The organism is Pediococcus inopinatus, from assembly GCF_002982135.1.
Classification (GTDB): Bacteria; Bacillota; Bacilli; order Lactobacillales; family Lactobacillaceae; genus Pediococcus; species Pediococcus inopinatus.
The window spans coordinates 1,147,881-1,173,231 of record NZ_CP019981.1; the positions used below are offsets into that span (position 1 = coordinate 1,147,881).

Annotated in this window: 29 protein-coding genes, 13 tRNA genes and 2 rRNA genes; 4 read left to right on the forward strand and 40 right to left on the reverse strand. The window is 37.9% G+C overall.

All coding sequences use genetic code 11. The features are described from left to right. Positions 1-9 precede the first annotated feature (9 nt). The 26 genes from PI20285_RS05775 to PI20285_RS05890 all read right to left on the reverse strand — a co-directional run bounded on the left by PI20285_RS05775 (position 10) and on the right by PI20285_RS05890 (position 17,786). Positions 10-2,109, reverse strand: a complete 2,100-nt coding sequence (locus PI20285_RS05775) for a type IA DNA topoisomerase (RefSeq protein ID WP_057773694.1) — start codon at positions 2,107-2,109, stop codon at positions 10-12. A gap of 137 nt (positions 2,110-2,246) precedes the next feature. Continuing rightward, positions 2,247-2,885 carry a Fic/DOC family protein gene (locus PI20285_RS05780; RefSeq protein ID WP_057773692.1) on the reverse strand — a complete coding sequence of 213 codons (639 nt, stop codon included), beginning with the start codon at positions 2,883-2,885 and terminating at the stop codon, positions 2,247-2,249. A gap of 14 nt (positions 2,886-2,899) precedes the next feature. Continuing rightward, complete coding sequence (locus PI20285_RS05785) at positions 2,900-3,328, reverse strand: hypothetical protein (protein WP_057773690.1); 429 nt, start codon at positions 3,326-3,328, stop codon at positions 2,900-2,902. A 109-nt stretch (positions 3,329-3,437) separates the two neighbouring features. Continuing rightward, entirely contained in the window at positions 3,438-4,598 is a 1,161-nt protein-coding gene (locus PI20285_RS05790) for a toprim domain-containing protein (RefSeq protein ID WP_057773688.1), read from the reverse strand. Between the two features lie 27 nt (positions 4,599-4,625). Then, a complete protein-coding gene (locus PI20285_RS05795; protein ID WP_057773686.1) occupies positions 4,626-5,876 on the reverse strand; it encodes a hypothetical protein in 1,251 nt (416 codons plus the stop codon). An 11-nt stretch (positions 5,877-5,887) separates the two neighbouring features. Continuing rightward, entirely contained in the window at positions 5,888-6,571 is a 684-nt protein-coding gene (locus PI20285_RS05800; RefSeq protein ID WP_057773684.1) for an ADP-ribosyltransferase-containing protein, read from the reverse strand. A gap of 127 nt (positions 6,572-6,698) precedes the next feature. After that, positions 6,699-6,769: transfer RNA gene (locus PI20285_RS05805), tRNA-Met, on the reverse strand. 54 nt (positions 6,770-6,823) lie between these two features. Then, positions 6,824-8,788: a MobP2 family relaxase gene (gene mobP2, locus PI20285_RS05810; protein WP_269084005.1), complete on the reverse strand. Its 1,965-nt coding sequence runs from the start codon at positions 8,786-8,788 to the stop codon at positions 6,824-6,826. 78 nt (positions 8,789-8,866) lie between these two features. Continuing rightward, entirely contained in the window at positions 8,867-9,343 is a 477-nt protein-coding gene (locus tag PI20285_RS05815) for a hypothetical protein (RefSeq protein WP_057773678.1), read from the reverse strand. Further along, positions 9,340-9,822 carry a hypothetical protein gene (locus tag PI20285_RS05820; protein WP_057773676.1) on the reverse strand — a complete coding sequence of 161 codons (483 nt, stop codon included), beginning with the start codon at positions 9,820-9,822 and terminating at the stop codon, positions 9,340-9,342. Before PI20285_RS05820 ends, PI20285_RS05815 begins: the two co-directional genes overlap by 4 nt. Further along, positions 9,815-10,123 carry a hypothetical protein gene (locus PI20285_RS05825; RefSeq protein WP_057773674.1) on the reverse strand — a complete coding sequence of 103 codons (309 nt, stop codon included), beginning with the start codon at positions 10,121-10,123 and terminating at the stop codon, positions 9,815-9,817. Before PI20285_RS05825 ends, PI20285_RS05820 begins: the two co-directional genes overlap by 8 nt. A 341-nt stretch (positions 10,124-10,464) precedes the next feature. Further along, on the reverse strand, positions 10,465-10,794 hold the full coding sequence (locus PI20285_RS05830; RefSeq protein ID WP_057773672.1) for a hypothetical protein: 330 nt from the start codon (positions 10,792-10,794) through the stop codon (positions 10,465-10,467). Then, the gene (locus tag PI20285_RS11615; protein ID WP_156406519.1) at positions 10,772-10,945 is read right to left on the reverse strand and encodes a hypothetical protein; all 174 of its coding nucleotides are present in this window, start codon (positions 10,943-10,945) and stop codon (positions 10,772-10,774) included. The genes PI20285_RS05830 and PI20285_RS11615 overlap by 23 nt, the downstream gene beginning before the upstream one ends. 12 nt (positions 10,946-10,957) lie before the next feature. Beyond that, on the reverse strand, positions 10,958-11,995 hold the full coding sequence (locus PI20285_RS05835) for a hypothetical protein (RefSeq protein WP_144010366.1): 1,038 nt from the start codon (positions 11,993-11,995) through the stop codon (positions 10,958-10,960). After that, positions 11,973-12,281: a hypothetical protein gene (locus PI20285_RS05840; protein WP_057773668.1), complete on the reverse strand. Its 309-nt coding sequence runs from the start codon at positions 12,279-12,281 to the stop codon at positions 11,973-11,975. Before PI20285_RS05840 ends, PI20285_RS05835 begins: the two co-directional genes overlap by 23 nt. Before the next feature lie 18 nt (positions 12,282-12,299). Continuing rightward, positions 12,300-12,824: a thioredoxin domain-containing protein gene (locus PI20285_RS05845; protein WP_057773666.1), complete on the reverse strand. Its 525-nt coding sequence runs from the start codon at positions 12,822-12,824 to the stop codon at positions 12,300-12,302. Positions 12,825-12,837: 13 nt separating this feature from the next. Then, complete coding sequence (locus PI20285_RS05850; protein WP_057773664.1) at positions 12,838-13,056, reverse strand: hypothetical protein; 219 nt, start codon at positions 13,054-13,056, stop codon at positions 12,838-12,840. A 225-nt stretch (positions 13,057-13,281) separates the two neighbouring features. After that, positions 13,282-13,551 (reverse strand): hypothetical protein, encoded by a 270-nt coding sequence (locus PI20285_RS05855; protein WP_057773662.1) that lies wholly within the window; start codon positions 13,549-13,551, stop codon positions 13,282-13,284. A 13-nt stretch (positions 13,552-13,564) separates the two neighbouring features. Then, a complete protein-coding gene (locus tag PI20285_RS05860; RefSeq protein WP_057773660.1) occupies positions 13,565-14,017 on the reverse strand; it encodes a hypothetical protein in 453 nt (150 codons plus the stop codon). 20 nt (positions 14,018-14,037) lie between these two features. Continuing rightward, positions 14,038-14,385: a DUF5839 family protein gene (locus tag PI20285_RS05865; protein WP_057773658.1), complete on the reverse strand. Its 348-nt coding sequence runs from the start codon at positions 14,383-14,385 to the stop codon at positions 14,038-14,040. A gap of 12 nt (positions 14,386-14,397) precedes the next feature. Continuing rightward, positions 14,398-14,562: a hypothetical protein gene (locus tag PI20285_RS11620; protein ID WP_156406517.1), complete on the reverse strand. Its 165-nt coding sequence runs from the start codon at positions 14,560-14,562 to the stop codon at positions 14,398-14,400. After that, the gene (locus tag PI20285_RS05870; protein WP_057773656.1) at positions 14,563-15,477 is read right to left on the reverse strand and encodes a phage replisome organizer N-terminal domain-containing protein; all 915 of its coding nucleotides are present in this window, start codon (positions 15,475-15,477) and stop codon (positions 14,563-14,565) included. It abuts the gene before it with no gap. A 10-nt stretch (positions 15,478-15,487) separates the two neighbouring features. Further along, positions 15,488-16,159: an ORF6C domain-containing protein gene (locus PI20285_RS05875; protein WP_057773654.1), complete on the reverse strand. Its 672-nt coding sequence runs from the start codon at positions 16,157-16,159 to the stop codon at positions 15,488-15,490. A 19-nt stretch (positions 16,160-16,178) separates the two neighbouring features. Beyond that, a complete protein-coding gene (locus PI20285_RS05880) occupies positions 16,179-17,246 on the reverse strand; it encodes a DUF3102 domain-containing protein (protein WP_057773652.1) in 1,068 nt (355 codons plus the stop codon). A gap of 14 nt (positions 17,247-17,260) precedes the next feature. Next, positions 17,261-17,581, reverse strand: coding sequence for a DUF771 domain-containing protein (locus tag PI20285_RS05885; RefSeq protein ID WP_057773650.1), 321 nt, complete (start codon positions 17,579-17,581; stop codon positions 17,261-17,263). Continuing rightward, positions 17,571-17,786, reverse strand: a complete 216-nt coding sequence (locus PI20285_RS05890) for a helix-turn-helix domain-containing protein (protein ID WP_057773647.1) — start codon at positions 17,784-17,786, stop codon at positions 17,571-17,573. The genes PI20285_RS05885 and PI20285_RS05890 overlap by 11 nt, the downstream gene beginning before the upstream one ends. A gap of 294 nt (positions 17,787-18,080) precedes the next feature. Here PI20285_RS05890 and PI20285_RS05895 point away from each other — a divergent pair, with 294 nt between their 5' ends. The 4 genes from PI20285_RS05895 to PI20285_RS05905 all read left to right on the forward strand — a co-directional run bounded on the left by PI20285_RS05895 (position 18,081) and on the right by PI20285_RS05905 (position 20,528). After that, positions 18,081-18,494 (forward strand): helix-turn-helix domain-containing protein, encoded by a 414-nt coding sequence (locus PI20285_RS05895; protein ID WP_057773646.1) that lies wholly within the window; start codon positions 18,081-18,083, stop codon positions 18,492-18,494. A 14-nt stretch (positions 18,495-18,508) separates the two neighbouring features. Further along, positions 18,509-18,652: a hypothetical protein gene (locus tag PI20285_RS11625; protein WP_156406516.1), complete on the forward strand. Its 144-nt coding sequence runs from the start codon at positions 18,509-18,511 to the stop codon at positions 18,650-18,652. A gap of 90 nt (positions 18,653-18,742) precedes the next feature. Next, positions 18,743-19,183: an ImmA/IrrE family metallo-endopeptidase gene (locus tag PI20285_RS05900; protein ID WP_057773644.1), complete on the forward strand. Its 441-nt coding sequence runs from the start codon at positions 18,743-18,745 to the stop codon at positions 19,181-19,183. Positions 19,184-19,319: 136 nt separating this feature from the next. Then, positions 19,320-20,528 (forward strand): site-specific integrase, encoded by a 1,209-nt coding sequence (locus tag PI20285_RS05905; RefSeq protein WP_057773643.1) that lies wholly within the window; start codon positions 19,320-19,322, stop codon positions 20,526-20,528. A gap of 392 nt (positions 20,529-20,920) precedes the next feature. Here the strand turns inward: PI20285_RS05905 and PI20285_RS05910 are convergent. From PI20285_RS05910 to PI20285_RS05975, 14 genes are all read right to left on the reverse strand, one after another. Next, positions 20,921-21,006, reverse strand: a tRNA-Leu gene (locus PI20285_RS05910). Positions 21,007-21,092: 86 nt separating this feature from the next. Continuing rightward, positions 21,093-21,165 (reverse strand) — tRNA-His (locus PI20285_RS05915). A 6-nt stretch (positions 21,166-21,171) separates the two neighbouring features. Beyond that, positions 21,172-21,245 (reverse strand) — tRNA-Trp (locus PI20285_RS05920). Positions 21,246-21,255: 10 nt separating this feature from the next. Next, positions 21,256-21,338 (reverse strand) — tRNA-Tyr (locus PI20285_RS05925). Between the two features lie 5 nt (positions 21,339-21,343). Continuing rightward, positions 21,344-21,416, reverse strand: a tRNA-Phe gene (locus PI20285_RS05930). A gap of 27 nt (positions 21,417-21,443) precedes the next feature. Further along, positions 21,444-21,518 (reverse strand) — tRNA-Asp (locus PI20285_RS05935). 11 nt (positions 21,519-21,529) lie between these two features. Then, positions 21,530-21,602 (reverse strand) — tRNA-Val (locus tag PI20285_RS05940). A 7-nt stretch (positions 21,603-21,609) separates the two neighbouring features. Further along, a tRNA-Glu gene (locus PI20285_RS05945) sits at positions 21,610-21,682 on the reverse strand. A 13-nt stretch (positions 21,683-21,695) separates the two neighbouring features. Continuing rightward, a tRNA-Ser gene (locus PI20285_RS05950) sits at positions 21,696-21,785 on the reverse strand. A gap of 15 nt (positions 21,786-21,800) precedes the next feature. After that, positions 21,801-21,873, reverse strand: a tRNA-Asn gene (locus tag PI20285_RS05955). Positions 21,874-21,879: 6 nt separating this feature from the next. Beyond that, positions 21,880-21,996: ribosomal RNA gene (rrf, locus tag PI20285_RS05960) — 5S ribosomal RNA — on the reverse strand. A 92-nt stretch (positions 21,997-22,088) separates the two neighbouring features. Further along, positions 22,089-25,011 (reverse strand): 23S ribosomal RNA (locus PI20285_RS05965). 174 nt (positions 25,012-25,185) lie between these two features. Then, positions 25,186-25,258, reverse strand: a tRNA-Ala gene (locus PI20285_RS05970). A 13-nt stretch (positions 25,259-25,271) separates the two neighbouring features. Continuing rightward, positions 25,272-25,346: transfer RNA gene (locus PI20285_RS05975), tRNA-Ile, on the reverse strand. Positions 25,347-25,351: the final 5 nt, after the last annotated feature.

A 25,351-nucleotide genomic window follows, 5' to 3' on the forward strand; every position in this document is an offset into this window, starting at 1 on the left:
CTAAATACCTCATTTCTTATTCACAAAATTCATAATAACTTTGAATGATTTATCTAAACCCAGACTAGCCTGATAAGGTGTTCCTTTTTTACTTTTAAATTTTAAAACTGAGGTTTTACCATTTTCTAATAACTGAGTAACCATTTCTTTAGAAACAGTCGTACCACCCCAAGTTCCAGGAACTCCAAATTTACATTTTTCATTGTCACAAAAATAGCCATGATATTTCCCATTCTGGCTATTCCCGTTAATTTCTTGAATGTGTCCCTTATGACACTTAGGGCATTCACCCATATTGCTCAGAACATCTCTAGTAGGCGTAACCACTTTTTGCTTTTCCATTGCGGTAATGTGAAGTGATCGTTGCGGAAGTTCTTGAACTAACTTAGTAATTAGGTTTTCAGTTTCACCAACAAACTTATTTTCCGTTCCTTTGCCTTCGCCAATTTTTGCCAAATATTTTTCCCAACCAGCAGTTAGCTCTGGCTTAGTAAACATAGTTCCTTCCAAATATTGGCAAAGCACATATGCCTTGACCGTTGGAAGCAGTTCACCTTTCTTATTTTTAATCACATATCCATGCTTTTTAATCAATTCGATCATGTCTGCGCGAGTAGCTGGAGTGCCTATACCTAATTTTGGAAGAATTGGATCAGACAAGTTTGCTTCAGTCACGCGATTTACTGGTTTTGTTTCTTTCTCTACTATTTTTCCAGTAGTCATCACTTGTTGATCAACCTCATATTCGGGAAAATCATTCTTACGTGACTTCGAAACAGACTCTTTTACTAAGGCCATAAAACCCGGATCGACAATCTTTTTATCAGTAGCTACAAACTCATATCCTTGATTTTGCAAAGTGATTTTTCTTTGATTTGAAATTTCATCACCAGCAAACATGAGCAGAGTGTGTTTCACAATCGTTTCATAGATATTTCTTTGCGGTTCGTTTAATTTATCCAGTATGGGTAAAGCAGCCGTTGGAATTAAGGCATAATGTTCCTTAACTTTAGTCCCATCAACGTACTTTTTTCGTGGTTGCGGATTTTTAACGCTAAAATGAAAGTTCAATAAATTTTGATACTGGTTAACATTTTCACTTAAATATTTAAACTCATTTTCTGTGATCATTCGACAATGCGTTCGTGGATATGATATATAGCCATCTTCAACACCTTGGACATCATATAGACTTTGTACTATTTTTAAAGTTTGTTTAGCCGAATATCCCCAACGATTGGCGGCCACCTTACTGATTTGTGCTAAAGCCATTAGTTTTGGTGCTGATTTATGTTGGTCCTTTTTTTCTTCAAAACTCTTGACCAATGAATTAGCAGATAGACTGCTTAAAGCCTTTTGGGCTTCATCAAATGATTTAAATTTCTGTTCACTGTTTTGATAGACAATACCATTATTGTCAGTAAGCTCCAATTCATAGAATTTATGTTTCTTAAAATTTTTAATCAACGTATCATTGTTAACAATATAAGCAACAGTTGCCGTTTGTGCTCGGCCAACAGGATATCCACCCTTTATGTCGAATCCATGAGTCTGCAATTGAATGGTAGTCAAACGACTCATAGTCATACCAACTAACCAATCTGATTTCTGTCGTGCCCGAGCTTCGTAATAATAATTTTTGGTTTCAGAAGCATTCCTTAATTTTTGAAAAGCATCATTGATACCCTTTTTCGTCAAAGAATTAATCCACAATCTTTTGATAATTTTAGAAGTACCATTTGGAATATGGCTTAAAATTGAATAGGCAATATTTTCGCCTTCACGATCTGCATCTGTCCCAATAATCACTCCATCAGCTTTTTCAACTTCTTGTTTGATCGTCTTGAATGCACGTGCTTTTTTTGTGTCCAAATGCCAGACAAATTCTTGAGGGATAATTGGTAAATCTGCCATATTCCATTGTTTCCATTTTTGATTGTAAGTTTCTGGTTCATTCAATTCGAACAAGTGTCCCAGCGCATTCACAATATGGATCTCGCCAAGTTGTGAATCATTGACTATCCATACTCCTTTTTGTTTCTTAGCGTTCTCAAAACTTCGTGCATATTTCTCCGCTTGATCTGGTTTTTCAGCCAATAAAACTTTCATTTCACCACACACTTTCTATATTTTATTTTTCATAATTTCAAAATATACAAAAGCAATTAGCTGGCAAAGATATAGAAAAAGGACACCGACCAACTGATCGGTGTCCTTTATTTCTTATATTATAACTAATTCTTTAATTACCGTATTGGTCCTCTATGGTGTTTTAATCCAATAAAATTATCCAACGACCTGTTCTCACCATTTGGTACAATTGGCGTCATTGACTTTTCCACCGCATGTTGCATCTCCTGACGATCATCATGAACAGCCGCCGACAAATACATCTGGTACGCTTTTCTATCTTTGCCCAGATGTAATCTATATCCCTTCTGTTGAGACAACAACTGCATAAAGATTCTTTGGCTCCTACCGTTACCCTCTCGAAAAGGATGTAATTCATTCAAATCAGATAATAGACCGCCCAAATCAACTGCCAAATAATGTTTATTCACATACTGCTTGTGATTAATATGCTTAATCATATTATTTAAAAAATTCATGCCCTCAGGAAAAGTTTCATACGGCTGGAAAGTGTGTCCATTTTTTTGCATATCATATGTGCGAAACTCTCCTGCCCAGTCATAAACATTTTCAAACAATTGTTTATGAATTTTTTTAAGATCATTCAAACTCTGTATTTCAGGATTATCTTTTAGAATCTTGATTCCTTGAAATTGTGCCTCTTGATACTCTAGCTCTTTTAAAATTTGTTTATCTTTAATGCCAAGTTTATTTCTTTTGGTTCCGTTGGAATATAAGGTGTCTGAAAAATTCATAGCTTCACCTTCGCTTACTTATTAAGATGCATTTTTTTTACCAAATACTGGAAGTGTTCTTCAGAAGACATGTGGGCATTATCACGTAAGTCTGTCACTTGATCTCTAGTAACGTTGCCACCCTCCCAAATACTACTAGTCAAAACGTTTCTAACGTCCCAATAGCTTTTGGCATCCGGAAATTTCACCCCTAAAATAGTCAAATCGTGTAAACTTGTTTCCAACATATCCTCATTATCTGTTAAATCAACCATCTTAGCTACGACCTCTTTGATATCATTATTCTTAATTTCAGCAATTGCTTGAATCTCTTCTAACGATACTTTACCTAATGCCTTTTTAGCTCGTGCTTGAAAAGTACTTGTTGGCATTCTCAACTTTTTGCTAACCTGTATCATTGGTACATTTTCCACTTTTAAATATTGCTGTAATGTATAATCCATAATATCACCTCTACAACTGTATTATACCACAATTTAGTTGTAAAATAGCCAAATATCGTTATAAAAACGTTAGAAAGCAAATCCAACATTAATAAAAACAACAGTTCTCTTATCGATAGATAGTTTGTTTACGCTCCAATGGTTGTGGCCGTTCGATGGTTCTTGGATGCTCATTGATCTGTACCTTTTGTGGTTTTTCCTGAAGTTTGGCAAACTCATCGATTGTTAATTGCTTTTTCCCATGATCACCGGCCACTAATTCTTCATTCCAATCTTTATGGCCATTCTTGGGGATATCAATAAACACGCGCAGATCTTTACTGTCATGTAGCCCCGCATCTGTCCATTTCTTGATGAATCGGCGCCCTGCTTTATCGTTATCAACAGCAAAATGCAGTTCTTTTAATAAATTACCGTTACTCTCAACTAAATCCTTGGTCATTGCCCCTACACCTTCAATTTTAGTGCTGGCTCCAGAAAGTGATGTGTAAGCAACATCTTGCCCTACTAAACCAATATCACGACGGAATAATTGATAGTAACTGATGGTATCGATCGGAGCTTCTGTAACTACCAATTTATCAGTGTTCTTTTTATCGCCTGATTTGAAGTTCCATCCAAAATCATGCTTGGAACCAGTTTGAATTAGCTTGATGTTATCATGTTTACCTTGATGGTTATTGTTCAGATTAGTACCCTGAATATCTGCTCCTACCAGCTTACCGGTATGGTCACGCCATAAAAAGGCTGCGTTATGAAAAATATATTCTTTACCTTCTTTATTGTACTTGCTAACCGTTTCAGTTAATTTTCCGGCCTGAATCAGTTTATTCAAAATTCCAGAATCCAAACGGCGCTTACCATGTAAATATTTCATCAAACGCGTAGTATCTGGTGATTTGACAAGTTCTTTTGGATCAAATTGACGATCCTTGGCTACGTCCAAACTGCGAATCTTTCCTACGCCACGTTCTTTACGAAATTGCTTTATCAGCTTTGTAGCTTCTCGCCGGTTCTTAGCTGGTGTAAAGGTCGAATCATTATATTCTTGCACAAAATCATACAAGTGGCCCCATGTACCTTTCGAATACCAATTGTAATACTCTTTACCTGGTCTTAATGCAATTTTAAGCGAGTCGTGTTCTACCGGCCACGCTTCGGTACGATCATGGTCATATTTAATTCCGGTATAATCCATAAAATCCAAAATTTCATTTGTATTTTTAGCTGTGATCAGCATCTTCCTTTCTTTTAAAGAAACCTTATCCATTTCTGGATAAGGCTTCTTAACTACTCATTATCGTTGAACTCCTGCATTTGATTGGTCTAAACCAACTCGGCTTACTCTGGGTGATCCAGATTTTTCAACTCCAACATTGGGTTGATTTTGCCGTTGCTTTCTTACATTCTCCGCACGTTCTTTTGCACGCTCCTGGTGTACGCCATCAATTTGCTTCTGAACACCACTGGTAACGACCCTTGATGACTTAAAAGCATCATTCATAAACTTAAACTGATCCTTCACATCCAACTTTGACGGATCAAAGTTCAACTTGTCATAATTGGGTTTAGTCGTTTTTTTCCAAAGCCCGAGTTGAATATTGGCGAAATAGTCAGCAGTTCGATTTTTAGCAACTTGTAAATCTTTTTTAGGATCTCCTGTTGCTTTAAAGCTTCGGTGATTACCGTCTTGGTTATAGAAAGCATCTTTAGCAGCTTTCTTCTCTTCATACGAATATCGTTTGTAATCACCAATCGTGGCAGTTGCCATCTTTGCGCGAGCCTTTTTATCAAAATCACTTAAGTCAAATACAGGTTCAACATGTTCAGTGAATTTATCATTTTCATCTTTGTGTGTGACGTTGACGGCACCAACCTGTTTTTTACCTTTGTAAGAGATATAGTTTTTTTCTAAGGCTGAACTGGTTATAATTTGTTTGCCACTTAATCCCTGTGCAGCTAACACATTTGCCTGACCCAAATCGTAATGCTGTTTGTCAGTCTGCGGGTAAGAACCGATCATTTGTGTGTAGTCTCGCAATTTATCAACACTGCTGAATGCCTGCTGCTGATTAGTCTTAGCCTGGGCATATGCTTCCTTTAAGTCTGTTGACGATTTGCTTGGTATTTGTTGATTCTGTTGCTGTTCTTCTAGCATTTTATCATCTCTTCCTTTCTGTCCCTTTAACGCACGCATATCGTTACCTGTTAGCTCCGGATAATCGTTAGCAAGGTGAATAAGCTGTTCTGTGTTAATGTCCTCATGACTAATTTGAACATTTTTAATTCTGTTATCCAGTTCAGTCTTCAAAGTATCAAGTAATTGTGGATCAGTTTGCCTTTCTATAGTCGTATCTAATGTTTGACGTAAATTCACAAATTCCGGACTACGAGGATCATAAGGGGCGTTAACCAGTAGTTCCACATATTTAGTAGCAGCATAGTCATCGTCCCGTTTTCGCATATATGCTGAAAAAGTTTGATATGCTGCATATAATGTGTAGTTATCCAATTGTCTAATTTCTTTATCTGCTAGTTGTACTTCCATTTGAAACCTCCTTATCTTGTTAAATTAGTTTTTAGGCTAATACCGCCAATACCCTGGATACCAGCCTTCAAATCTCGTGTTAAATTTTGTTTGGGAGCTCTAGTTTCCATTTTCCGGATTTTAAGATCATTCGGATTTAACACCACAACCTCATCGTAGTCAGAACGCGACTCATCATGAGGAACAATGGAATGTGTGAAGTGATCAACTTGTCGTAATGCGTGAAGTGCCTCTGGCTGACCACCAACTTCATTAATCACCTCGTTATACAGATCAACATCATTAGAATTGCCTTCCATCAGTTCAGAAACAGCTTCGTTCTTAACTGTTTGACGGCCTTCAAATTCCACGTCTCCCCAATTTTCTAGGTAATTATATTTGCGATCCAAAATAGTGACATACCGGCTAACTTCCTTTTTTGTTAGCGTTAATTTTTTTGCAGAAAGCTCTCGTCCAGGTTTAAAACTAACCTGATAAAGATAACCAGTTTTATCATTTTTACCCGTATATTGATCCGCAAATTTCCTACTGCTAGTAATGTAAATTCCGCGACCACCGGCTACTCCGTTCTTGCCGTAGTTTCTCAGTTCAAACTTTGTAAACTTCTGATCACTGCCATGATAGAATTTAGTACCGTTAATAAGTCTCTCTCTGACCTCCTTTTCATAGTTTTCAGCAACTGTCTTTTCTGTCATTAAATTTGTCATCCTTTCTGGGCGTTAAAAACCTACCCAAAAGAACATATTTAATACAAAAAAAAGCACAAAAAAATAGAAGGCAAAAGCCTTCTTCAAAATTTCTATTTCTCTTGTTAAGTTACTATTGCGGGACCCGGAGTCGAACCGAGATATCCAGGGAATGAACCTGCTATGTTGCCATTACACTATCCCACAACATTAATTTAACTTAATTAAAAAATTCAACCAAGAATTAGAAAAATAATTATCTTATCGTTCTTGCTCCTCACGCTCAATATCTTGTTCCTCAGCCTCTTCAAGTTGTTCATGTTTGGAGAGTGCCCGTACTCTGTCACTTGTTGCAGCCTGCGAAATGTTGCTCAGAGACCTCAAGGACTCATTTCCTGGTCTCGATTTTTTTCGTTTAGGGAGTTTAGCAAGATATCTCTTTTCAATCTGTCTAAGTTTTTGGTTGTTTTCCTGTGAGATTTTTTTATTGTCAACACCAATACGCTTATATAAGTCTTTCAACTCAGAAAAAAGCAATCCATTTTTATGTTTTAGATTCATTTTTTTATTTGCTTTATTTTTGATATCTTGATTGTTGGTAGCAATCTTCCGTTTCAACAACCAACTTTGCAATTCTAGGTCAAGACCTCGTTCAATTTTACCTTTACTAGTTTCACCATATATTTCTTGAAGTATCGCTGGTTGTATTCTCGTTTTTCGAAGTGCTTTAATTTCTCGATTAATTTTACTAACGTACAAATCTGCTTCCATTAACAATCTGGAATTGATAGGTATCTCGATAGGATCTACAAACAGTCGTTGCAATTCTCGTTTCTTATTTTTCTCCTTGGCGGATAATTTATAATTAGGTTGTAACTCAAACTGGTGTAACTTTAATAATTCAGAGAATTCGTTGCTTTTAACAACCAGTAGTTCATCGTCTTTACTAACGGACTTGTTATCAACGGCCAAATTAAGTAAATCCATATTGCTTAATATTGATTTATCCGCAATTTGAATATTTTTCTTTCGAAGTTTACCTCTTCGAGCCCCCAGTTCATAGCGTAATTTTCCTAATTTCTCTTTATTAGCATTAGGAGATTTTTTCAAATCTGCAATTTGACGTTTTAACAACTCAATTGCAAAATTATCTTGTGCCACTGTTGTTTTGTTAGCAGTGTCTAATTGTGTCGTCTCTAAATCTTCTGGTGAGATATCATACAAATTTTTCAATAATTCATTGCCAACTTGTTTTTTTAAAGTTTTGATTTGATTGGCTTCATAATCTTGATTATTTTCACCATATATTTTTTTATACCTCTTGCGTTCAGAGCGAAGTCCCTTAGCCCACTCTTGATATTCCGAATTTTGAATCAGTGTATTATTTATATACTCGTTCAAATATTGTTTTGATTTCTTCAAGCCTTTAGCATTTGAACTAAATCGATATTTCTTATCTGGTAAATTCTGAAAAGCTTTAATAAGCAACTCATCGTCTAACAACTTATGTGTATTTAATTTGGAAGACTCTTTGACTCTTTTCCGAAGCATTCCTTGATGATCCTGTACTTTTTCAATGACTGCCTGTTGATCGGATTGTATTAAATTTCGATAAACCCGGCCTCGTAATTGACGCATGCTGGTTTCATTCAACATTCCCTTTTCTTCTCCATTTCTTACACGTGGTCGAACAGATTTTTTATCTTCAGCAATTCCAAAGTGAATGTGCAAATGATCTGTATTAAGATGAATATCACCCCACCAGGTCGCATTTTCTAAATTATTTTTCTTAAGAAATTCAGGCATAGAACTTTGCAGAGCTTTTTTAATTTTTTTTTGATCAACATGCCCAGTAATTGGATCGTATACTTTTTGTTTGATCATCAAATCGGTTCGAAAACTAATCACGCCTTCGAAAAGTAAATGATCTTGTTTTTCGGCTTCACTTAACTTTTTACGTAGTCCATTTTCATCATTTTTAGTAATATTTAATTTGGTTGCCGTGAACGTAGGTAGCAATTCTTGATTAGTTAACTGACTTTCAAGTTTTGTTGCCTTATTCCTTTTCATATAATCAACATAGCCTGCATACTCTTTTTTTTCTTCAAAACTAGTTTCATCACTTAGATCATAATCATTTTCAACATCAACTGCGCCATCGCGCTGCGTGTAATCAACAAATCCACTAAATCCTGCTCCAGGTTTTGTAAACTTCATAGTTAAAATAACTTCGGCATCATTACGAACATCTTCTTTAAAAACATAACTTGATTTCTTTTTGGCCGTTCAGCACCACTCCAATTTTTATATAAATGCTAATTTTAATTTTTCGTTCAAATCGACTAAATTTTCTTTTGTAAACTGAACTGAAGAAGGGTAGTCACTCTGTTTAAAATATGCAGACCTGAAATAGGAAATCTTTCGATTAGTCAATTCCGCAATTTTTTCATATGACTCTCCAAATCGTCTATAAATTCCAAACAGACTTACAATTCTATCTCGTTGCTCATGAGGATGATATTCATTAAAGCCAATCATTTTTCGAATTTCCAACAGCGTTTTACGCTGCATACGAATTTGATGGATTCTGTTTTGATCAAATAAATTACCATGACCATCGTGCAGTTCGGAGGCATACTTTAAAAATTTTCCATTCACATCTTCACCTACTTCTTCATACCAATGTTCATTTACTGTGTCATATTTTTCTAGATCACTTAAAAGCTCCTCTACACGAGTAATTTTTGTATAATTCGCTAGAATTTGTTCTTGTGTTCTCATTTCATTTGGTCGCTCCTACTTTTATTTTTAAGATTGAAATTTCGATTTTTATCCTGAACAATTTGATTGGTTAGAAGTTTTACCATCTTGAACTCTGGCGAATTCTTAACGAACATGCTTTCCATCTTATCAATTTTATCTTGGTCAAGAACCAAAGCTCGATACAATTCCAACACCATATATAAATTCTGAGTCGTTATAAGATCTAATCGATTCAACTTTTGTGTATTGGGATCTAACTTGCGATCTCGCACACGTAAATACTTAACAAGCTGTTTCCGATAATTATGTTGTGAATCATTTTCAGATTTTAAAAATAACTCATAAAAGTTTTCAATAACTAAGTTCAGAATTTTATTTCTCGAAAGATGGGCCGGAGTTCTCCCAAATTCCATTCCGTTTAATTTTGCATAAGCTTCAATCGCGCTAAACCTCTCTTGATTTTCCTCAGTCAATTTGATTGTTAATCTATCAGTCATCGCTACCACCCATTCCAAAAAACTCAAACATGTCTGTTAAAGCTGATTGAATATTTGCATTCTGTTCAATAATTCTTGTTTGATTTTCAGTCGCTAAATTTAATTTCTTAATAACTTCATTTAAAATTGGCGCCATTACATTTTTCGCGCTCTCCATCTGTTGATCATCAACAAAGTCATCTAATAAATCATAAATAAATTGACTTAAGTTTTGATAACCTTCTTTTTTTGCCATCTCATTTAATTTTTGCTTTACGTTTATATCAACATTGCGAACTCTTATTTCACTTTTTTCGATCATGATGTTTAAAAAATCCTCCTTTTTTAAAACTAATTCACCAGAACCAACTGCAAATTCGCCATCAACTACTTTCCCGCAAGTACTTACGGGTCCTTTTCTTCAATCTTGAAGAAAGAGCATAAGGGAAACAGTCCACAGCTACGCAGTGGAGCCGACAGTGTCGGCGTTTCCAGAGTCCCACAAATTTTCGCGGGTGCCCCCTGTTTGCATACCTTTTTGCACCCTATTTGCATACCTCAATTCTTACACAAGCAATTTGTTCTTCCCACTTTTAGAAAAGAACTACCCTGAATTGACTCAGGATAGTTCTTAACGCAATTCTACAAAAAAATGTTCAACACTTAATGCACTTCTTTCTTTTTTCGAATTGAATGTTTCTGACTTAAAAATTTCATTCGGTCCAAATGTTCACTCGTTTGATTATTCAAGTTGTCTGTCTTTAAATAATCTATATCACATTTGGCAATATTGATTTCTTTACTACCCACACTCAAAGCGTTAAACCAAGTTCTAATTGTTATAAAAATTAAAAGCATTAACATAAAAAAAATACCGATTTGTGCGAGAAACCAATATTCAAGTAACCCTTTGTTGGATAATAAAATAGTTCCAATTTTGAGGATGGTACTTTTATCAAGTTCAAAAACATTAGATACCCCAGCAGCCGTCAACAGTTGTATATTCAAAGCCTGTATAACAAAGGCTGCCTATAATTTCAAGCAAAATAATCACCAAAACAAACACTAAATTAGCCATAAGTGCCGAACCCAAGCCACATTTTTCTGTGATTTTTTGTTGCACCAATTTAAAAATCTTACTCATTCAATCACCTACTTATTTAGCGAAGTTTTGATTCTGAGTACTTTGAATTTCACCAGGTAATTTGTAAACGCCACTTTGAACATCTGCTATCTGTTGTTGTAGCAATTCAATTTTCTGATTATGAATTTTTATAGCATCCTGGTTTGTTTTGATCGTCGCGTTTTGAGAAGCGATGTCACTTTGCAAATTATCAAGAGTATCTTGAGTGGATTTTTTCTCACCCGTTGTATTATATTGATCATCAGATTTTTTCGCTGCAATATTATTTTTATCAATTGAAATTAACTTCTTAGCGGCGATAATTTTCTTTTTGTTACTTGTGATTAAATTTTGTTGATGGTCAATTTCGCGTTTTGTTGTTTGAATAGCAAACGTCTTACGTCCACTATCACGAATCGAACTATTAATCATTTTTTTATTAGTAACCACTCGCAAAGTAACTGTTTTTCCAGCTTTTTTATAGGCTCTTTTTTGTGCTGGTGTATCACTATCATCTCCATCAACGTATGGAGTCGATGTTGGAGTATTGTTGATTACCTTCACTTTTAAAGCTCTATACTTCGGTGTCAAATGACGCACAACCAAAGTGAATTTGTCAGAAGTTGTTGGAATAATTTGCATAGTTGCCTTTTCAGGATTATATGTTTGTAATTTAAATTTCAACTGATTTTGTGGAATCGGTACTGTACTGCCTGCATCCAATTGCCGGGTTGTTTGAATGCTAAGAACCATGATATTTTCTTTAGGGTTATACATTTTACTCAGTAATTTAATTGAGCCACTTTCATTTTCGTAATCTAACGTCTTATTAACTCCGGTCACATTAACTTGGAGTGGCACGGGAGCAAATTTGGTTCCAAGCAACAATAATCCCATAATTGCAACACAACTAATTACGGTCAATATTCTGATTACTGAAACGTGTTCATCATGCCAATCCTGAAAACGACTATACTTATTTTTTAATTTTTTAAAAAAAGAACTGTCTTGAAGTTGTTTGATTAAAACCTCCACCCTTCTTAAAATCTTATTTTGTTTTCTGTTGTTCATTGGCCAAATCTTGAATAATTTGATCACTATTATCGGCGGATAAAACCCACAAAATTTTGCCAACAGGTGAATCAGGTGAATCGCTTTTTTTTTGGCACGATAATAACGATCCTGTATCAACTTTGATAGCACTGACGAATTCAAGATTGGGTATTTCTACCAAGCAAATTATTCCTGGGCTAAAAAGTGTAATCTGATCATGTGGTAGATCAATCGGAACTTCAAAACTATACGCCAAGTTTGTTAAACCATCAGTTTTTAAAAATTTGCCTTTTACTAATAACATAAATTTCACCTCTGGCGTTTAATAGTTGTTCATCCAACTCCAATCACCTTTCATAGCTGACTTAATCGTTTTTGTTTTCACACCAATATTTTTTGGATTGATTTTTTTATTTTGTTTTTTCTTATCGTACGTGATAGAAACCGGGGCAATTTGAACTTTCTTACCTTTTTCTTTATTGATCAGTAAAAAAGTAGGTGTACTTTCGATCGTGTAATCACCAGTTAACTCACGTCCCAATTTTGATCTGGTATTAACCTGTAAATATTTAACGTGATGCTTTGCAGCTAATTTCTTTTCTTTCTGAATCGTTGGCATGGCCTTCTGACAATAAACACATCCACGTTGATAAAACAGCACTACATATTTACCAGATTTCATCGTTGAAGCCTTCGACAATTGTGAAACATTTGGTGTTTGTTGCCAAACTACCGCTCGCTGATGTTTTACAATCGCAAATACCATTAAGTCAATAAGCGAGAATAAAATTACTAATCCAATAACTACAAATTTAAAATGTTCCGTAAATAATTGTTTTATTTTCATAACTAACCTCTTTTTATTTTGTTACTCTCACAATTTTGACCGGATCGTGCAGCACTGTAATGGGCGGTCTAAGGCCGAATTTAAAACGGTGATTATTGGTTTTAACCAGCGTTGGAAATTCCTGTTTTAACCATCTGCTAGCATTAGCTCGACTCGTAAATTCAATAATTTGATCAAACTCATTTTTTAATGGATCTTTCGTAATGGCATTCATAATAATATATTTCAGCACTTAATCACTCTTTTCTTTAAAAAATACTATTTGTTCTCTGTCAATTGTTTTAAAGTAACTATTGGTCTTTCACTATTGTTATCAATCATTCTATATTTTTCTTTATTTTCAACAAGATCCCTTAGATTAGCGTAGCTTGCTAAATCATACTGGATCGTCTAGGTTCTCTTTTTTTAAATAGTGCGTAAATTTCGCCACAAAATCTGCCGTCTGCTTTAACCATCATTAGGAATCAATATCGGCCTCTTTTTTGAATAGTTTGCAGTCTCGATTAAAAACTCGAATATTTCCTTTTTTGGTGTGAATCTCATCAACAATCGTTGGATCATCTTCACTAAGTGCATGATGTCCAATAACAATTCCATCACCTGCTGGATTAACCAAATGTCCCGCAATAATCTGCTTTGGAAAACTAACATGATCATTTAAATCAAAAACATGCTCAGTCTTTGCTTTCCAATTTCCATGTGTACCTTCTACTGGATAGACATTCATAATGATTACCTTCTTATCTTTTTAATTTTCTAACCAGATAATGCTTATTTTGTAACCACACCTGAACCGCAATTTGTTCAACCCCAAGATTACCGTTTACAAATGCAGCCTTAAGAATTTGTTGATAACGATTCTCAGAATCATTACAAAGCTCTTTTGCCAAATCAACGCAAGTAAGTCCCCAAAGTTCCACACCATTTTGCTTAGGATTATCAATCATCAAATCACAAACGGTAAAAAGAGTAGCATCGGCCTGCATATGGACGCGCATCAAATGCCAGAGCAACTCTGGTTTACGCCCGGTCCCCCGCACAAACCTTTTTTCCATGCTGTCTAAAAAAATTTTAATAACGCTCTCGTTTACCTTCTGGTCTTCATATGTTTGATAGCCTTGTTTATTGGCAGTTTTTAGTTCCTTGAGTATCGCTTTCATTTCTTCAAAATAAAATAATTTATCTGAATTCAATAGGCCACTCCTCCCCGTCATTAGAACTTACCTCGGTAATCACAATAAAGATTGGCGACCACTGGCTTGTATTTTCGATCAGTCAATTCAAATTCTTCACGCCAAACCTTCGTTACTACTGCCTGATCATAATTGACGTTTGAATGATTAAGTCTGCCTTGGGAAGCAACTACGACTACTGATCCACTCTCAATTCCTGAAGAACGTAAACTCTTCGGAAGATGGAACACATACCCTTTTTTCTTAAGTAATCTTCCATTAGTTGGATGTGCAATCAAAATTTCTGTAACTGGTTGAAAAAAGTGAACTTCAACGGTATTGAAATATAAAGGATCTATCCATTTCACTTGATCTCCTACTTGAATCATCTTCACCACTCCTTATTTTAAAAATTGTAATTCTCCCAATGTGCTCAGTAAAACGATTAAAATTCCAGAAGCTACTAAAATCGATATCAAATACAACAATGCCATCCCGATCTTTTGTTCACGTTTAGTTTTCAGTCGGAAATTTTGAACCGCTATTTTTGATCGTTTTTGTAACATCTAATTCACCTCATTGTTATTAAAATTACGTATTTGAGCTAACTGCTGATCTAATTTTTTCTTTGCTTCTGGATTAATTGGAGATTCTGTAAGTTTTGTTTGACTATCCCCTTGAGCCCAATCAGGAAGGTGCTCTTTAACTTTGTCCCCTTGTTTTTTTAAAGCTGCTTCAGGTAATGACATATATTGCTTCCAAGTTCTGTAAATGAAGAAGTTGGAGACTAGCTTAATATATGTTTCAGAATAATTTTGAATTTTAACGAATTTCAAATAATTTTTCGTACCTCGACTAATCTCGTTTTCTTTAATGCCTTCGTTTACCGCTTTGATATATGCTTTAAGACCGTCTTCTTTACCTACTCTTCTTGTTACCGGGAACAGATTCCATAATTGCTCGAAGTTATTTTGTAGCTTTTTAAGTTTATCTTTATCTCTAACTCTGTCTCTATCTCTGACTCTAGATGTCGAACATTTTTGAACATTGTTACGTGGGAGGCTGTTGGTATTATTTAGTTTCAAATTTGTATTATTGTTTACTAGTTTTGGATGCCTCATACGTTTTAATCGCATTCTTCGTGCTGCATCTGTTTCGGAACCAGTCATTTCATCAATTCGATCAAAATGAATAATATCTGTTGATTTACCTTCCGAAACTAATTTTTTTGCTTCCAGCCAGCTAAGCAAAATTGATACGGCTTCTTTTTTTTCATCTAATCGAATTGCCAATTCTTCAGCAAAATCACTAGCGATATGTTCGAAATAAATATAACCGCCATCTGGAGCTGAGAGCACCATCATTTCAAGGTAAATCAATGCATAGGTATCACCACCCGGAAGTTTTCTTAGTACCTTTACTTCTGGGCTCTGAAACCAATCAGAACTAACCTTGATCCAGTAGTATCGCTTGTCAGCCATAATTCACCACCTACTTTTTAACGTGCTTATTTGGCCTCTCAGAGCGTGCAATGCTATCCACAAAACTGTCAAATTTATCCATTGCCGCATCGAATTTATCGTCTTCTACACCACTCAAATTATCTAAACTACTCAAGACCTGATCTAATCGATTCATACTACTGGCAGTGTGTTTATTTAATGCATTTAAGAACACCTCCAAAGTTTTACGCTGCTTTGTAGTTAACTTAGGAGACTTCTTTTTTTCAACGCGTGGCCCAGCATTTACAAGCGCGATGTCATCAGAAATATCAGAAGATGGTTGCCAACTCTCCACCAATTCACTAGCACTATCTAAGTCCTTGCGTAATACTTCTTTGGCACTTTTAACCCCGAATCTGCGTGTAACGGCTTTACGTAATTCTCGAGAAATCATGGCATAGGTGTGTCCATCTTGATAAGCATTTGACTGATAGCCACCAACAATATTTGTAGCCCGCTTAACAATTGTTTTGTCCAAGCGACCACCCTCAATGGCGTTAATACTTTCCTGACCTTCTAGTTTTTTTAAACGTGAGTCATGATCAATCAGTTTTTCATCCGTGTTACGTAACCTATGACCAATTTCTTTAAAAACCTTTGGAAGCTTTTCATTAACTGGTTCCGTATTCTTGCTAACTGAAACCTCTTTATCACTATTCATGCTGCTTGCTCCTCTCAAATCACTGTTCATCTATATCACCTTCGATAACATTGTCTTTACCGATATTTATACGTTGTTTTTCACCATGGTGTGGAATCCTTTCATGCAGGGCATTCCCGAAATCAATCATGGAATTAGCAATATCATCGGCCTTCTGTGCCGCTAGTGAGTCAGCATCTACATACTTAAGCGTTCCGGAATACATGATTGGTGCCACCGTTGAAATAAGTTTCGTAGCGGCTTCAAAAACTTTTTGATAATCTTGAACACCAGTTAATTTGTTACTAGCATCGGAGTATTTGGATTGCAGATTTTGCAACTGTTTTTTCATGGTTTTAAATTCTTCGGTACCTTCCTTGGTGTCATCTAATTGCTTTTGAAGGGCCTGAACCTTTGCCATTTGAAACTGTTCAGAATTCTTAGCGGCCTGTACTTGACGAGCCATTTGTTTCTTTTCACTAATCATTTTTTGATTATCCTGTTTAATTTTTTGATAATCAGCTGGTTCAACTTCAACTGGATCACCTGGAACTTCTTTGACTTCTTGCTTTTTACTCAAAAGTTCATTAAATTTTTGACTTTGTTTCGCGATTGTTTCTTCATGAGTCTCAATTTGATTTTGTAATTGTTCATTTTCAGCTGAAACTTGATGTAAATCTCCCTGTGCTTCATGCAACTTTTTCTTAAGATCACGCAATTCACGAACAGTCATCTCATCAGGCTTCTTAATTTCACCAGCGGACGTAACTTGATCCTTATCACGTTCCTCCTCAGGCAAAGAAGCAATCTCATACAAAGCTTTCACACCTAACTGATTCAAATGGTGCCCCGGGGCACCATTTAGCTCCTTTGCAATTTTCATGGCACGTTTAGCAAACGTTTTTTCAATATTTATTGAATCAAGCCAGTTAAGCCATTCACCATGTACTAAATCATTTTCTTTTACCCAACTAAGCCGACGCCCAATTTCAAAAATTGACTGTCCTGCCATTTGCTGGTATCCCTTAATTTCCGACGAAATTACATTAATATCAGTACTTAAACTTGGGACTTTATTACTATCATTTTGTGTTGCTGCTCCGTTCATTTTTCCATCTCCCATTACTTAGACTTATCCCAAGGTAACTCTTCAAAATGGCGTTCAAGGAAGCAAGCCATTGTTGTTGCTTTAAATCTCCAAGGACTACCACTTCCCTTACTAACAATAATTTGTCCATTCTTTTCCATTTTGTTTATTTCCCGACTATATCTTGGATTTTCTATAATGTATTTCTTTATCCATTCTTCTTTTTTTCCACCAGTCCAATCTCTTAAGTCGGCCATTTTCCAACAACGACCTTCAACCGACTCCATTGCCTTTTTATAAAGTGACTCAGAAAAATCAGGAACTGGAAATTCGACAGCTATTGTTTTACTTTGCAAAACTTTTGACCTCCTTTGGTAGTAACAAGCGATAATCCATGTTCAAAAATTCACCAACTTTTTCAACACTACTAATCTTGGGCTGCACCCTATCCCATCTATATATAGACTTTTTACCCACTCCCGATTTTTCACCAACTTGTTCAAGTGTTAAATTTTTTAATGCAGCGGCTTTTCTAATATTTTTGACTAAAGATTCTTTCAATTTTCACTTTTTTCTCCTTTATTTGATATTTTTGTTTACGTTTGGTATCACTTGTGATACTATATAAGCATACAGAAATAAAAGTTAATATCCTATCTAGCCGTGATATTTAATTTCTATTTTTTTCCTTAATATTTCATTGAAATGTAGGAATAACCCCTGACATATCACCAAACTGGAAATATAAACTGTTGATTTATTTCTTATGCTAAATTCAGTTTAGAACCACACGTGGTACTTGTCAAGATTTTTTTATCATTAACGATACTTCTTTTATATAGAAAGGTGACAGCGATGAGTACTGTTTCAAGAATTAAAGAATTAGCCAACAAAAGGAACCTCAACCTAAAACAACTTTCTATCAAGCTTGGTATGGGAGAAAACACAATTTATCGTTGGGATAAAAAACAACCAACCTCTGACCGTTTACAAAAAGTAGCGGACTATTTGGATGTATCTACCGATTACCTCCTTGGTAGATCCAACAAAACTAATTACTACGATTTAAATAAGCAAGATATTGTGGATATCGGTGTTCAAGTCGATCGTATGCTAGAAGGGTTAGATTCCGAGTCCGAAACTAATTTCTATGGAGAACCAATGACAGAGGAAGATAAACAAAAACTTAGAATTGCTATGCAGGCTGCTTTACAGGCTGCTCAGATCGAATCTCGGAAAAAATTCACACCAAAAAAATACCGAAAGTAAAGGATGGCTACTATATGGAAAAAGACAATAAACAAAAATTAAAAAAAAGAGCACAAGAAGTGTTGAATATTCTTAGTAAATGTACAGATTTCAATGATATGAATCCAGAGGACATAACTTTATTAGAGATTGAAAAAGACAAACTTAAAAAAAACTAATTCAACTTTTATCTTATCTTTTTCTCATTCCGAACAATATGCACATAAAACAGGTAGCACAAATGAAACTCGAGGGTGAGTTGATAAACAATGGCATTTGAAAAAAACGAAATTTCAGAAGCTGATCGTATTATGAAAAAATACGATACACATGATCCTTTTTTGATTGCTAAAAAAGCTAATATCACTGTTCTTGAAGCAGATATGGGGAATATCACCTACGCTATTCGAAATCACTATAAAAGAACTGATATAATTACATTGAATCAAACCATTAATTTTGCGTGGAAAAATTTTGTTCTTGCGCATGAGTTAGGACATTGTTATTTACACCATGGCTTCTCCACTACTTTTTATCGCAACACGCCTAGTAGTGGAATGATAAACTGGGCTGAAAAAGAAGCAAGCACTTTTGCAATGGAAATATTGGATTCACAGTTACGAGAAGAAGATAGTTACTATCAACTAACTCCTTTTGAAAAACTAGATCATTTAGGTCTTCCCTATTCTTTAGAAGATTATTTAGTATAACAAAAAACACACTCTCTCCCGCCAAGAAGTTTAGTGTGTTTTATCATAAATATTGGAGCACCCTAATCAGATGTGCCCTTATAAGTTCATTCTAGCATGAGGAACTCCGATTAGAAAGCGAACGGAGGTTCTTTTTATGGCAAGCATTACAAGAAGAAATACTGGATGGCAAGCTCGTCTGAGAGTTAATCAAGGAGGTGTTTTAAAACCAATTAGTAAACAAGGCTTTCGAACAAAAAAGGAAGCTAAAATTTGGGCAAATTCTCAAGAGATAAGTGATTTTAATGGTGATGCCGTCATTCAAAGCATGCAGTCTTTACCAGACTACTTTATTAATTGGTTTCATTTGTATAAAGAAGCTAGTCTACGGTCAGCAACCAAAAAGCGCTATAAAGAAACCTATCGAGTTCTGGTAGGCTACTGGCAGGACACACCACTAAAAGATATTACTTTTGATAAATACCAAAAATTTTTAAAAGATTTCGGTGAAAAACATGCCAAGGCAACTGTGTCTAAGGTTCATTCGCAGACACGAGCAAGTATTCGTGCAGCTGTTCGTACCGGAAAGCTTCATCGGGACTTTACAGAGGCGGCCACGGTATACGGTCAGCCTGGTAAAACAGAAGAAGAAAAATATCTCGAAAAAGATGACATGCTTAAACTTTTAGCATATTGTCGTAAGGACTTGCGTATTTCAGCAGCATCAAAGATCATGATCACTACTGCTCTTTATACTGGTCTACGAATTGAAGAAGTTGGTGCCCTCACTTGGGATAAAATAGACCTAAATGAAAAACGATTAACTGTTTCACGCGCCTGGGATTATGCAAATCATGGCGGATTCATGCCAACAAAAAATGAAAGCTCTCAACGCACAATCGATATCAATCAGGAATTGGTAAAGCAACTTAAAAGTTGGAAATTAATTCAGAGCTCTTATTTTGAAGAAACCGGGTTATCTAATTGTTACGATCTGAAGCAAAATCGATCGACACATTTCAAGAATAATGAAGAAAATCCAACTAATTTAGTTTTTTTAAATGATAGACAAAATATTGTTGGATCTAACGGTGTTGGTAACTTATTAAAAAAATTAGCTGGTCCTAAAAGCCAAGGCGGTTTGGGTATCAAGAAAGTGACTTTTCATGCTTTACGTCACACTCATGCCAGTTTCCTTATTTCTGAGGGTGTATCTATCTACTACATCTCCAAACGATTGGGCCACGCATCAATATCCGTCACCCTAGACACATACTCGCACCTCTTGCGTTCTTTGTCGGATAAAGAAAGTAATAAAACAATTGCAATTCTCGATCATGTCTTTGTAAAAGATCCACAAAACTAAGGTACATTAAAGAAAATGACAAGCGTTAATTAGGTCACGATTACAGAGAACTTTTCTACTTGATGATTTGATTTGCTTGTAGTTTAAATGTGTACGACTTAGTTTTTTGAATGACCCGATATATCCCCTACAACGCCAAGGGATTGGATCAATGAATTACGTACAAAAATAAATACTATGTGTACATTTCCTATTTTAGAGAGGCTCATAAACGCCGGTATAAAGGCATTCTTGAAATAAGAGAAAAATCAAGAGACATGGCGTACACAAAACGTTCACACTTAATGGATTTTTTAGGGCTTTTTAGGGTAATTTAGGAGCCCGCCGTTTCTATCAAATGCCGGTTTAATAGGATTTTAGGGTAAAAAAAAAGCCCCTCAAGGGAGCAATAATGCCGCCGGTGGGGGTCGAACCCACACTCCCGGTAAAGGGAACTGGATTTTGAGTCCAGCGCGTCTGCCAATTCCGCCACAGCGGCATCTTTTTATATTTAATCGGTTTCCTAAGTTCAACTTAATGAGCTTCTAACCTACGGACGATTAAAAATCGCTCAATCATCCTAAGGGCGGTAGGTGGGAATCGAACCCACGCGTGCCGGATCCACAAACCGGTGCGTTAACCACTTCGCCACTACCGCCAACAATGGCAGGGATAGTAGGAGTTGAACCCACATCGACGGTTTTGGAGACCGCAGTTCTACCATTAAACTATATCCCTATTATAAAAATGGAAGGGAGTGGATTCGAACCACCGAACCCGAAGGAGCGGATTTACAGTCCGCCGCGTTTAGCCAGACTTCGCTACCCTTCCATATATGGCGCGAGACAGATTCGAACTGCCGACACACGGAGCTTCAATCCGTTGCTCTACCAACTGAGCTATCGCGCCAAAAAATGACATATAATATTCATTTAACGGTTCCAACGAGACTCGAACTCGTGATCTCCTGCGTGACAGGCAGGCGTCCTAAACCAACTAGACCATGGAACCAATAATTTAAATGGAGAGTACAGGGCTCGAACCTGTGACCCTCTGCTTGTAAGGCAGACGCTCTCCCAACTGAGCTAACTCTCCATAAAAATGACCCGTACGGGATTCGAACCCATGTTACTGCCGTGAAAGGGCAGTGTCTTAAACCACTTGACCAACGGGTCATACTAATTACAACGGAGAGTAAGGGATTCGAACCCTTGAGACGGATAAATCCGTCTACATGATTTCCAGTCATGCTCCTTCGGCCAGCTCGGACAACTCTCCATATCCAAAACTAAACTCCGGCAGGCGGACTCGAACCGTCGACAACCTGATTAACAGTCAGGGGCTCTACCAACTGAGCTATGCCGGAATAAACGCATGGCAACGTCCTACCCTCGCAGGGAGCGATCCCCCAACTACTCTCGGCGTTAAGAAGCTTAACTTCTGTGTTCGACATGGGAACAGGTGTATCCTTCTCACTATCGTCACCACACTTCTCCGATCCACTTCCGCGGCTCGTGTGAAAGAAATTTATTCTCTCAAAACTAAATAATATCGAAATCTTCTCTTTGAGAACACCACTTTGTGGTTAAGTCCTCGACCGATTAGTATTGGTCCGCTCCATGTATCACTACACTTCCACTCCCAACCTATCTACCTGATCATCTCTCAGGGGTCTTACTTCCATAAATGGAATGGGAAATCTCATCTCGAGGCGAGTTTCACACTTAGATGCTTTCAGCGTTTATCTCATCCATACGTAGCTACCCAGCGATGCTCCTGGCGGAACAACTGGTACACCAGCGGTATGTCCATCCCGGTCCTCTCGTACTAAGGACAGATCCTCTCAAATTTCCTACGCCCGCGACGGATAGGGACCGAACTGTCTCACGACGTTCTGAACCCAGCTCGCGTACCGCTTTAATGGGCGAACAGCCCAACCCTTGGGACCGACTACAGCCCCAGGATGCGATGAGCCGACATCGAGGTGCCAAACCTCCCCGTCGATGTGAACTCTTGGGGGAGATAAGCCTGTTATCCCCAGGGTAGCTTTTATCCGTTGAGCGATGGCCCTTCCATACGGTACCACCGGATCACTAAGCCCGACTTTCGTCCCTGCTCGACCTGTCTGTCTCGCAGTCAAGCTCCCTTGTGCCTTTACACTCTGCGAATGATTTCCAACCATTCTGAGGGAACCTTTGGGCGCCTCCGTTACTCTTTAGGAGGCGACCGCCCCAGTCAAACTGCCCACCTGACACTGTCTCCCGCCACGCTTAGTGGCGCGGGTTAGAGGGTTCACACAACGAGGGTAGTATCCCACCAACGCCTCCACCGAAACTAGCGTTCCGGTATCTACGGCTCCTACCTATCCTGTACAAGTTGTACAAACACTCAATATCAAGCTACAGTAAAGCTCCATGGGGTCTTTCCGTCCTGTCGCGGGTAACCCGCATCTTCACGGGTATTATAATTTCACCGAGTCTCTCGTTGAGACAGTGCCCAGATCGTTACACCTTTCGTGCGGGTCGGAACTTACCCGACAAGGAATTTCGCTACCTTAGGACCGTTATAGTTACGGCCGCCGTTTACTGGGGCTTCATTTCAAAGCTTCGCCGAAGCTAACTCATTCACTTAACCTTCCAGCACCGGGCAGGTGTCAGCCCCTATACGTCATCTTACGATTTTGCAGAAACCTGTGTTTTTGATAAACAGTCGCCTGGGCCTATTCACTGCGGCTGATCTTGCGATCAGCACCCCTTCTTCCGAAGTTACGGGGTCATTTTGCCGAGTTCCTTAACGAGAGTTCTCTCGCACACCTTAGGATACTCTCCTCGACTACCTGTGTCGGTTTGCGGTACGGGTAGTTAAACTCTAACTAGAAGCTTTTCTCGGCAGTGTGACATCAGGAACTTCGCTACTTAAATTTCGCTCCCCATCACAACTTGTCCTTAAAAGATAAAGCATTTGACTCTATCTAAGACTTGTTGCTTGGGCACACTTATCCAACTGTGTGCTTTCCTTAGCCTACTGCGTCCCTCCATTGTTCAAACAAGTTTAACTAGTACAGGAATCTCAACCTGTTATCCATCGTCTACGCCTCTCGGCCTCGACTTAGGTCCCGACTAACCCTGGGAGGACGAGCCTTCCCCAGGAAACCTTAGTCATTCGGTGGACAGGATTCTCACCTGTCTTTCGCTACTCATACCGGCATTCTCACTTCTAAGCGCTCCAACAGTCCTCACGGTCTGCCTTCATCGCCCTTAGAACGCTCTCCTATCACGCCACCTTACGGTGGCATCCACAGTCTCGGTAATATGTTTAAGCCCCGGTACATTTTCGGCGCAGAATCACTCGACTAGTGAGCTATTACGCACTCTTTAAATGATGGCTGCTTCTGAGCCAACATCCTAGTTGTCTATGCAACTCCACATCCTTTTCCACTTAACATATATTTAGGGACCTTAACTGGTGGTCTGGGCTGTTCCCCTTTCGACGATGGATCTTATCACTCACCGTCTGACTCCCGGACATAAATCAATGGCATTCGGAGTTTATCTGAATTCAGTAACCCTAGATGGGCCCCTAGTCCAAACAGTGGCTCTACCTCCATGATCCTAAGTCCGAGGCTAGCCCTAAAGCTATTTCGGAGAGAACCAGCTATCTCCAAGTTCGTTTGGAATTTCACCGCTACCCACACCTCATCTCAGCACTTTTCAACGTACACGAGTTCGGTCCTCCAGTGCGTTTTACCGCACCTTCAACCTGGACATGGGTAGGTCACTTGGTTTCGGGTCTACATCTGCATACTCAGTCGCCCTATTCAGACTCGCTTTCGCTACGGCTCCGTTTCTTCAACTTAACCTGGCATGCAAACGTAACTCGCCGGTTCATTCTACAAAAGGCACGCCATCACCCATTAACGGGCTCTGACTTCTTGTAGGCACATGGTTTCAAGAACTGTTTCACTCCCCTTCCGGGGTGCTTTTCACCTTTCCCTCACGGTACTGGTTCACTATCGGTCACTAGGGAGTATTTAGCCTTGGGAGATGGTCCTCCCGGATTCCGACGGAGTTACACGTGTTCCGCCGTACTCAGGATCCTGAACTGAGGGATCTTCATTTTGCCTACGGGGCTATCACCCGCTCTGGCCAGTCTTCCCAGACTGTTCGGCTATGAAAATCTTTGGTAACTCAAATGTTCAGTCCTACAACCCCAGGAAGCAAGCTTCCTGGTTTGGGCTGTTCCCCTTTCGCTCGCCGCTACTCAGGGAATCGATTTTTCTTTCTCTTCCTGTGGGTACTGAGATGTTTCAGTTCCCCACGTCTACCTCCAGCCACGCTATGAATTCACGTAGTGGTAACAACGGATTAATGTTGTTGGGTTTCCCCATTCGGAAATCTCCGGATCAAAGCTTACTTACAGCTCCCCGAAGCATATCGGTGTTAGTCCCGTCCTTCATCGGCTCCTAGTGCCAAGGCATTCACCATGCGCCCTTTATAACTTAACCTAACTTTATCGAAGATAAAGTGGTTTTGAGTTTAGCGATTATTTTAAGAACTAATCTTGTTGTAAAACTCTATAAAACGCAATGTTCTCGGTTTAATTATCTGATAATTAAAATTAGAAAATTTTTCGATATTATTTAGTTTTCAAAGAACAAATTCGACGGCTAAGCCGTCAATGGAGAATAGCGGGATCGAACCGCTGACCTCCTGCGTGCAAGGCAGGCGCTCTCCCAGCTGAGCTAATTCCCCAAAAATGTATCAATGGGCCTAAATGGACTTGAACCATCGACCTCACGCTTATCAGGCGTGCGCTCTAAACCAGCTGAGCTATAGGCCCGTTTC

Bases quoted from the DNA above. Each gene is read 5' to 3' on its own strand.
- PI20285_RS05825 (WP_057773674.1), bottom strand. From the start codon at position 10,123: ATGATCGAAAAAAGTGAAATAAGAGTTCGCAATGTTGATATAAACGTA.
- PI20285_RS05820 (WP_057773676.1), bottom strand. From the start codon at position 9,822: ATGACTGATAGATTAACAATCAAATTGACTGAGGAAAATCAAGAGAGG.
- PI20285_RS05865 (WP_057773658.1), bottom strand. From the start codon at position 14,385: ATGATTCAAGTAGGAGATCAAGTGAAATGGATAGATCCTTTATATTTC.
- PI20285_RS05835 (WP_144010366.1), bottom strand. From the start codon at position 11,995: ATGAACAACAGAAAACAAAATAAGATTTTAAGAAGGGTGGAGGTTTTA.
- PI20285_RS05800 (WP_057773684.1), bottom strand. From the start codon at position 6,571: ATGACAGAAAAGACAGTTGCTGAAAACTATGAAAAGGAGGTCAGAGAG.
- PI20285_RS05780 (WP_057773692.1), bottom strand. From the start codon at position 2,885: ATGAATTTTTCAGACACCTTATATTCCAACGGAACCAAAAGAAATAAA.
- PI20285_RS11620 (WP_156406517.1), bottom strand. From the start codon at position 14,562: ATGTTACAAAAACGATCAAAAATAGCGGTTCAAAATTTCCGACTGAAA.
- PI20285_RS05855 (WP_057773662.1), bottom strand. From the start codon at position 13,551: ATGAATGTCTATCCAGTAGAAGGTACACATGGAAATTGGAAAGCAAAG.
- PI20285_RS11625 (WP_156406516.1), top strand. From the start codon at position 18,509: ATGGAAAAAGACAATAAACAAAAATTAAAAAAAAGAGCACAAGAAGTG.
- PI20285_RS05790 (WP_057773688.1), bottom strand. From the start codon at position 4,598: ATGGATAAGGTTTCTTTAAAAGAAAGGAAGATGCTGATCACAGCTAAA.
- PI20285_RS05845 (WP_057773666.1), bottom strand. From the start codon at position 12,824: ATGAAAATAAAACAATTATTTACGGAACATTTTAAATTTGTAGTTATT.
- PI20285_RS05840 (WP_057773668.1), bottom strand. From the start codon at position 12,281: ATGTTATTAGTAAAAGGCAAATTTTTAAAAACTGATGGTTTAACAAAC.
- PI20285_RS05875 (WP_057773654.1), bottom strand. From the start codon at position 16,159: ATGAATAGTGATAAAGAGGTTTCAGTTAGCAAGAATACGGAACCAGTT.
- PI20285_RS05870 (WP_057773656.1), bottom strand. From the start codon at position 15,477: ATGGCTGACAAGCGATACTACTGGATCAAGGTTAGTTCTGATTGGTTT.
- PI20285_RS05880 (WP_057773652.1), bottom strand. From the start codon at position 17,246: ATGAACGGAGCAGCAACACAAAATGATAGTAATAAAGTCCCAAGTTTA.
- PI20285_RS05785 (WP_057773690.1), bottom strand. From the start codon at position 3,328: ATGGATTATACATTACAGCAATATTTAAAAGTGGAAAATGTACCAATG.
- PI20285_RS05775 (WP_057773694.1), bottom strand. From the start codon at position 2,109: ATGAAAGTTTTATTGGCTGAAAAACCAGATCAAGCGGAGAAATATGCA.
- PI20285_RS05900 (WP_057773644.1), top strand. From the start codon at position 18,743: ATGGCATTTGAAAAAAACGAAATTTCAGAAGCTGATCGTATTATGAAA.
- PI20285_RS05905 (WP_057773643.1), top strand. From the start codon at position 19,320: ATGGCAAGCATTACAAGAAGAAATACTGGATGGCAAGCTCGTCTGAGA.
- PI20285_RS05895 (WP_057773646.1), top strand. From the start codon at position 18,081: ATGAGTACTGTTTCAAGAATTAAAGAATTAGCCAACAAAAGGAACCTC.
- PI20285_RS11615 (WP_156406519.1), bottom strand. From the start codon at position 10,945: ATGAGTAAGATTTTTAAATTGGTGCAACAAAAAATCACAGAAAAATGT.
- PI20285_RS05795 (WP_057773686.1), bottom strand. From the start codon at position 5,876: ATGGAAGTACAACTAGCAGATAAAGAAATTAGACAATTGGATAACTAC.
- PI20285_RS05815 (WP_057773678.1), bottom strand. From the start codon at position 9,343: ATGAGAACACAAGAACAAATTCTAGCGAATTATACAAAAATTACTCGT.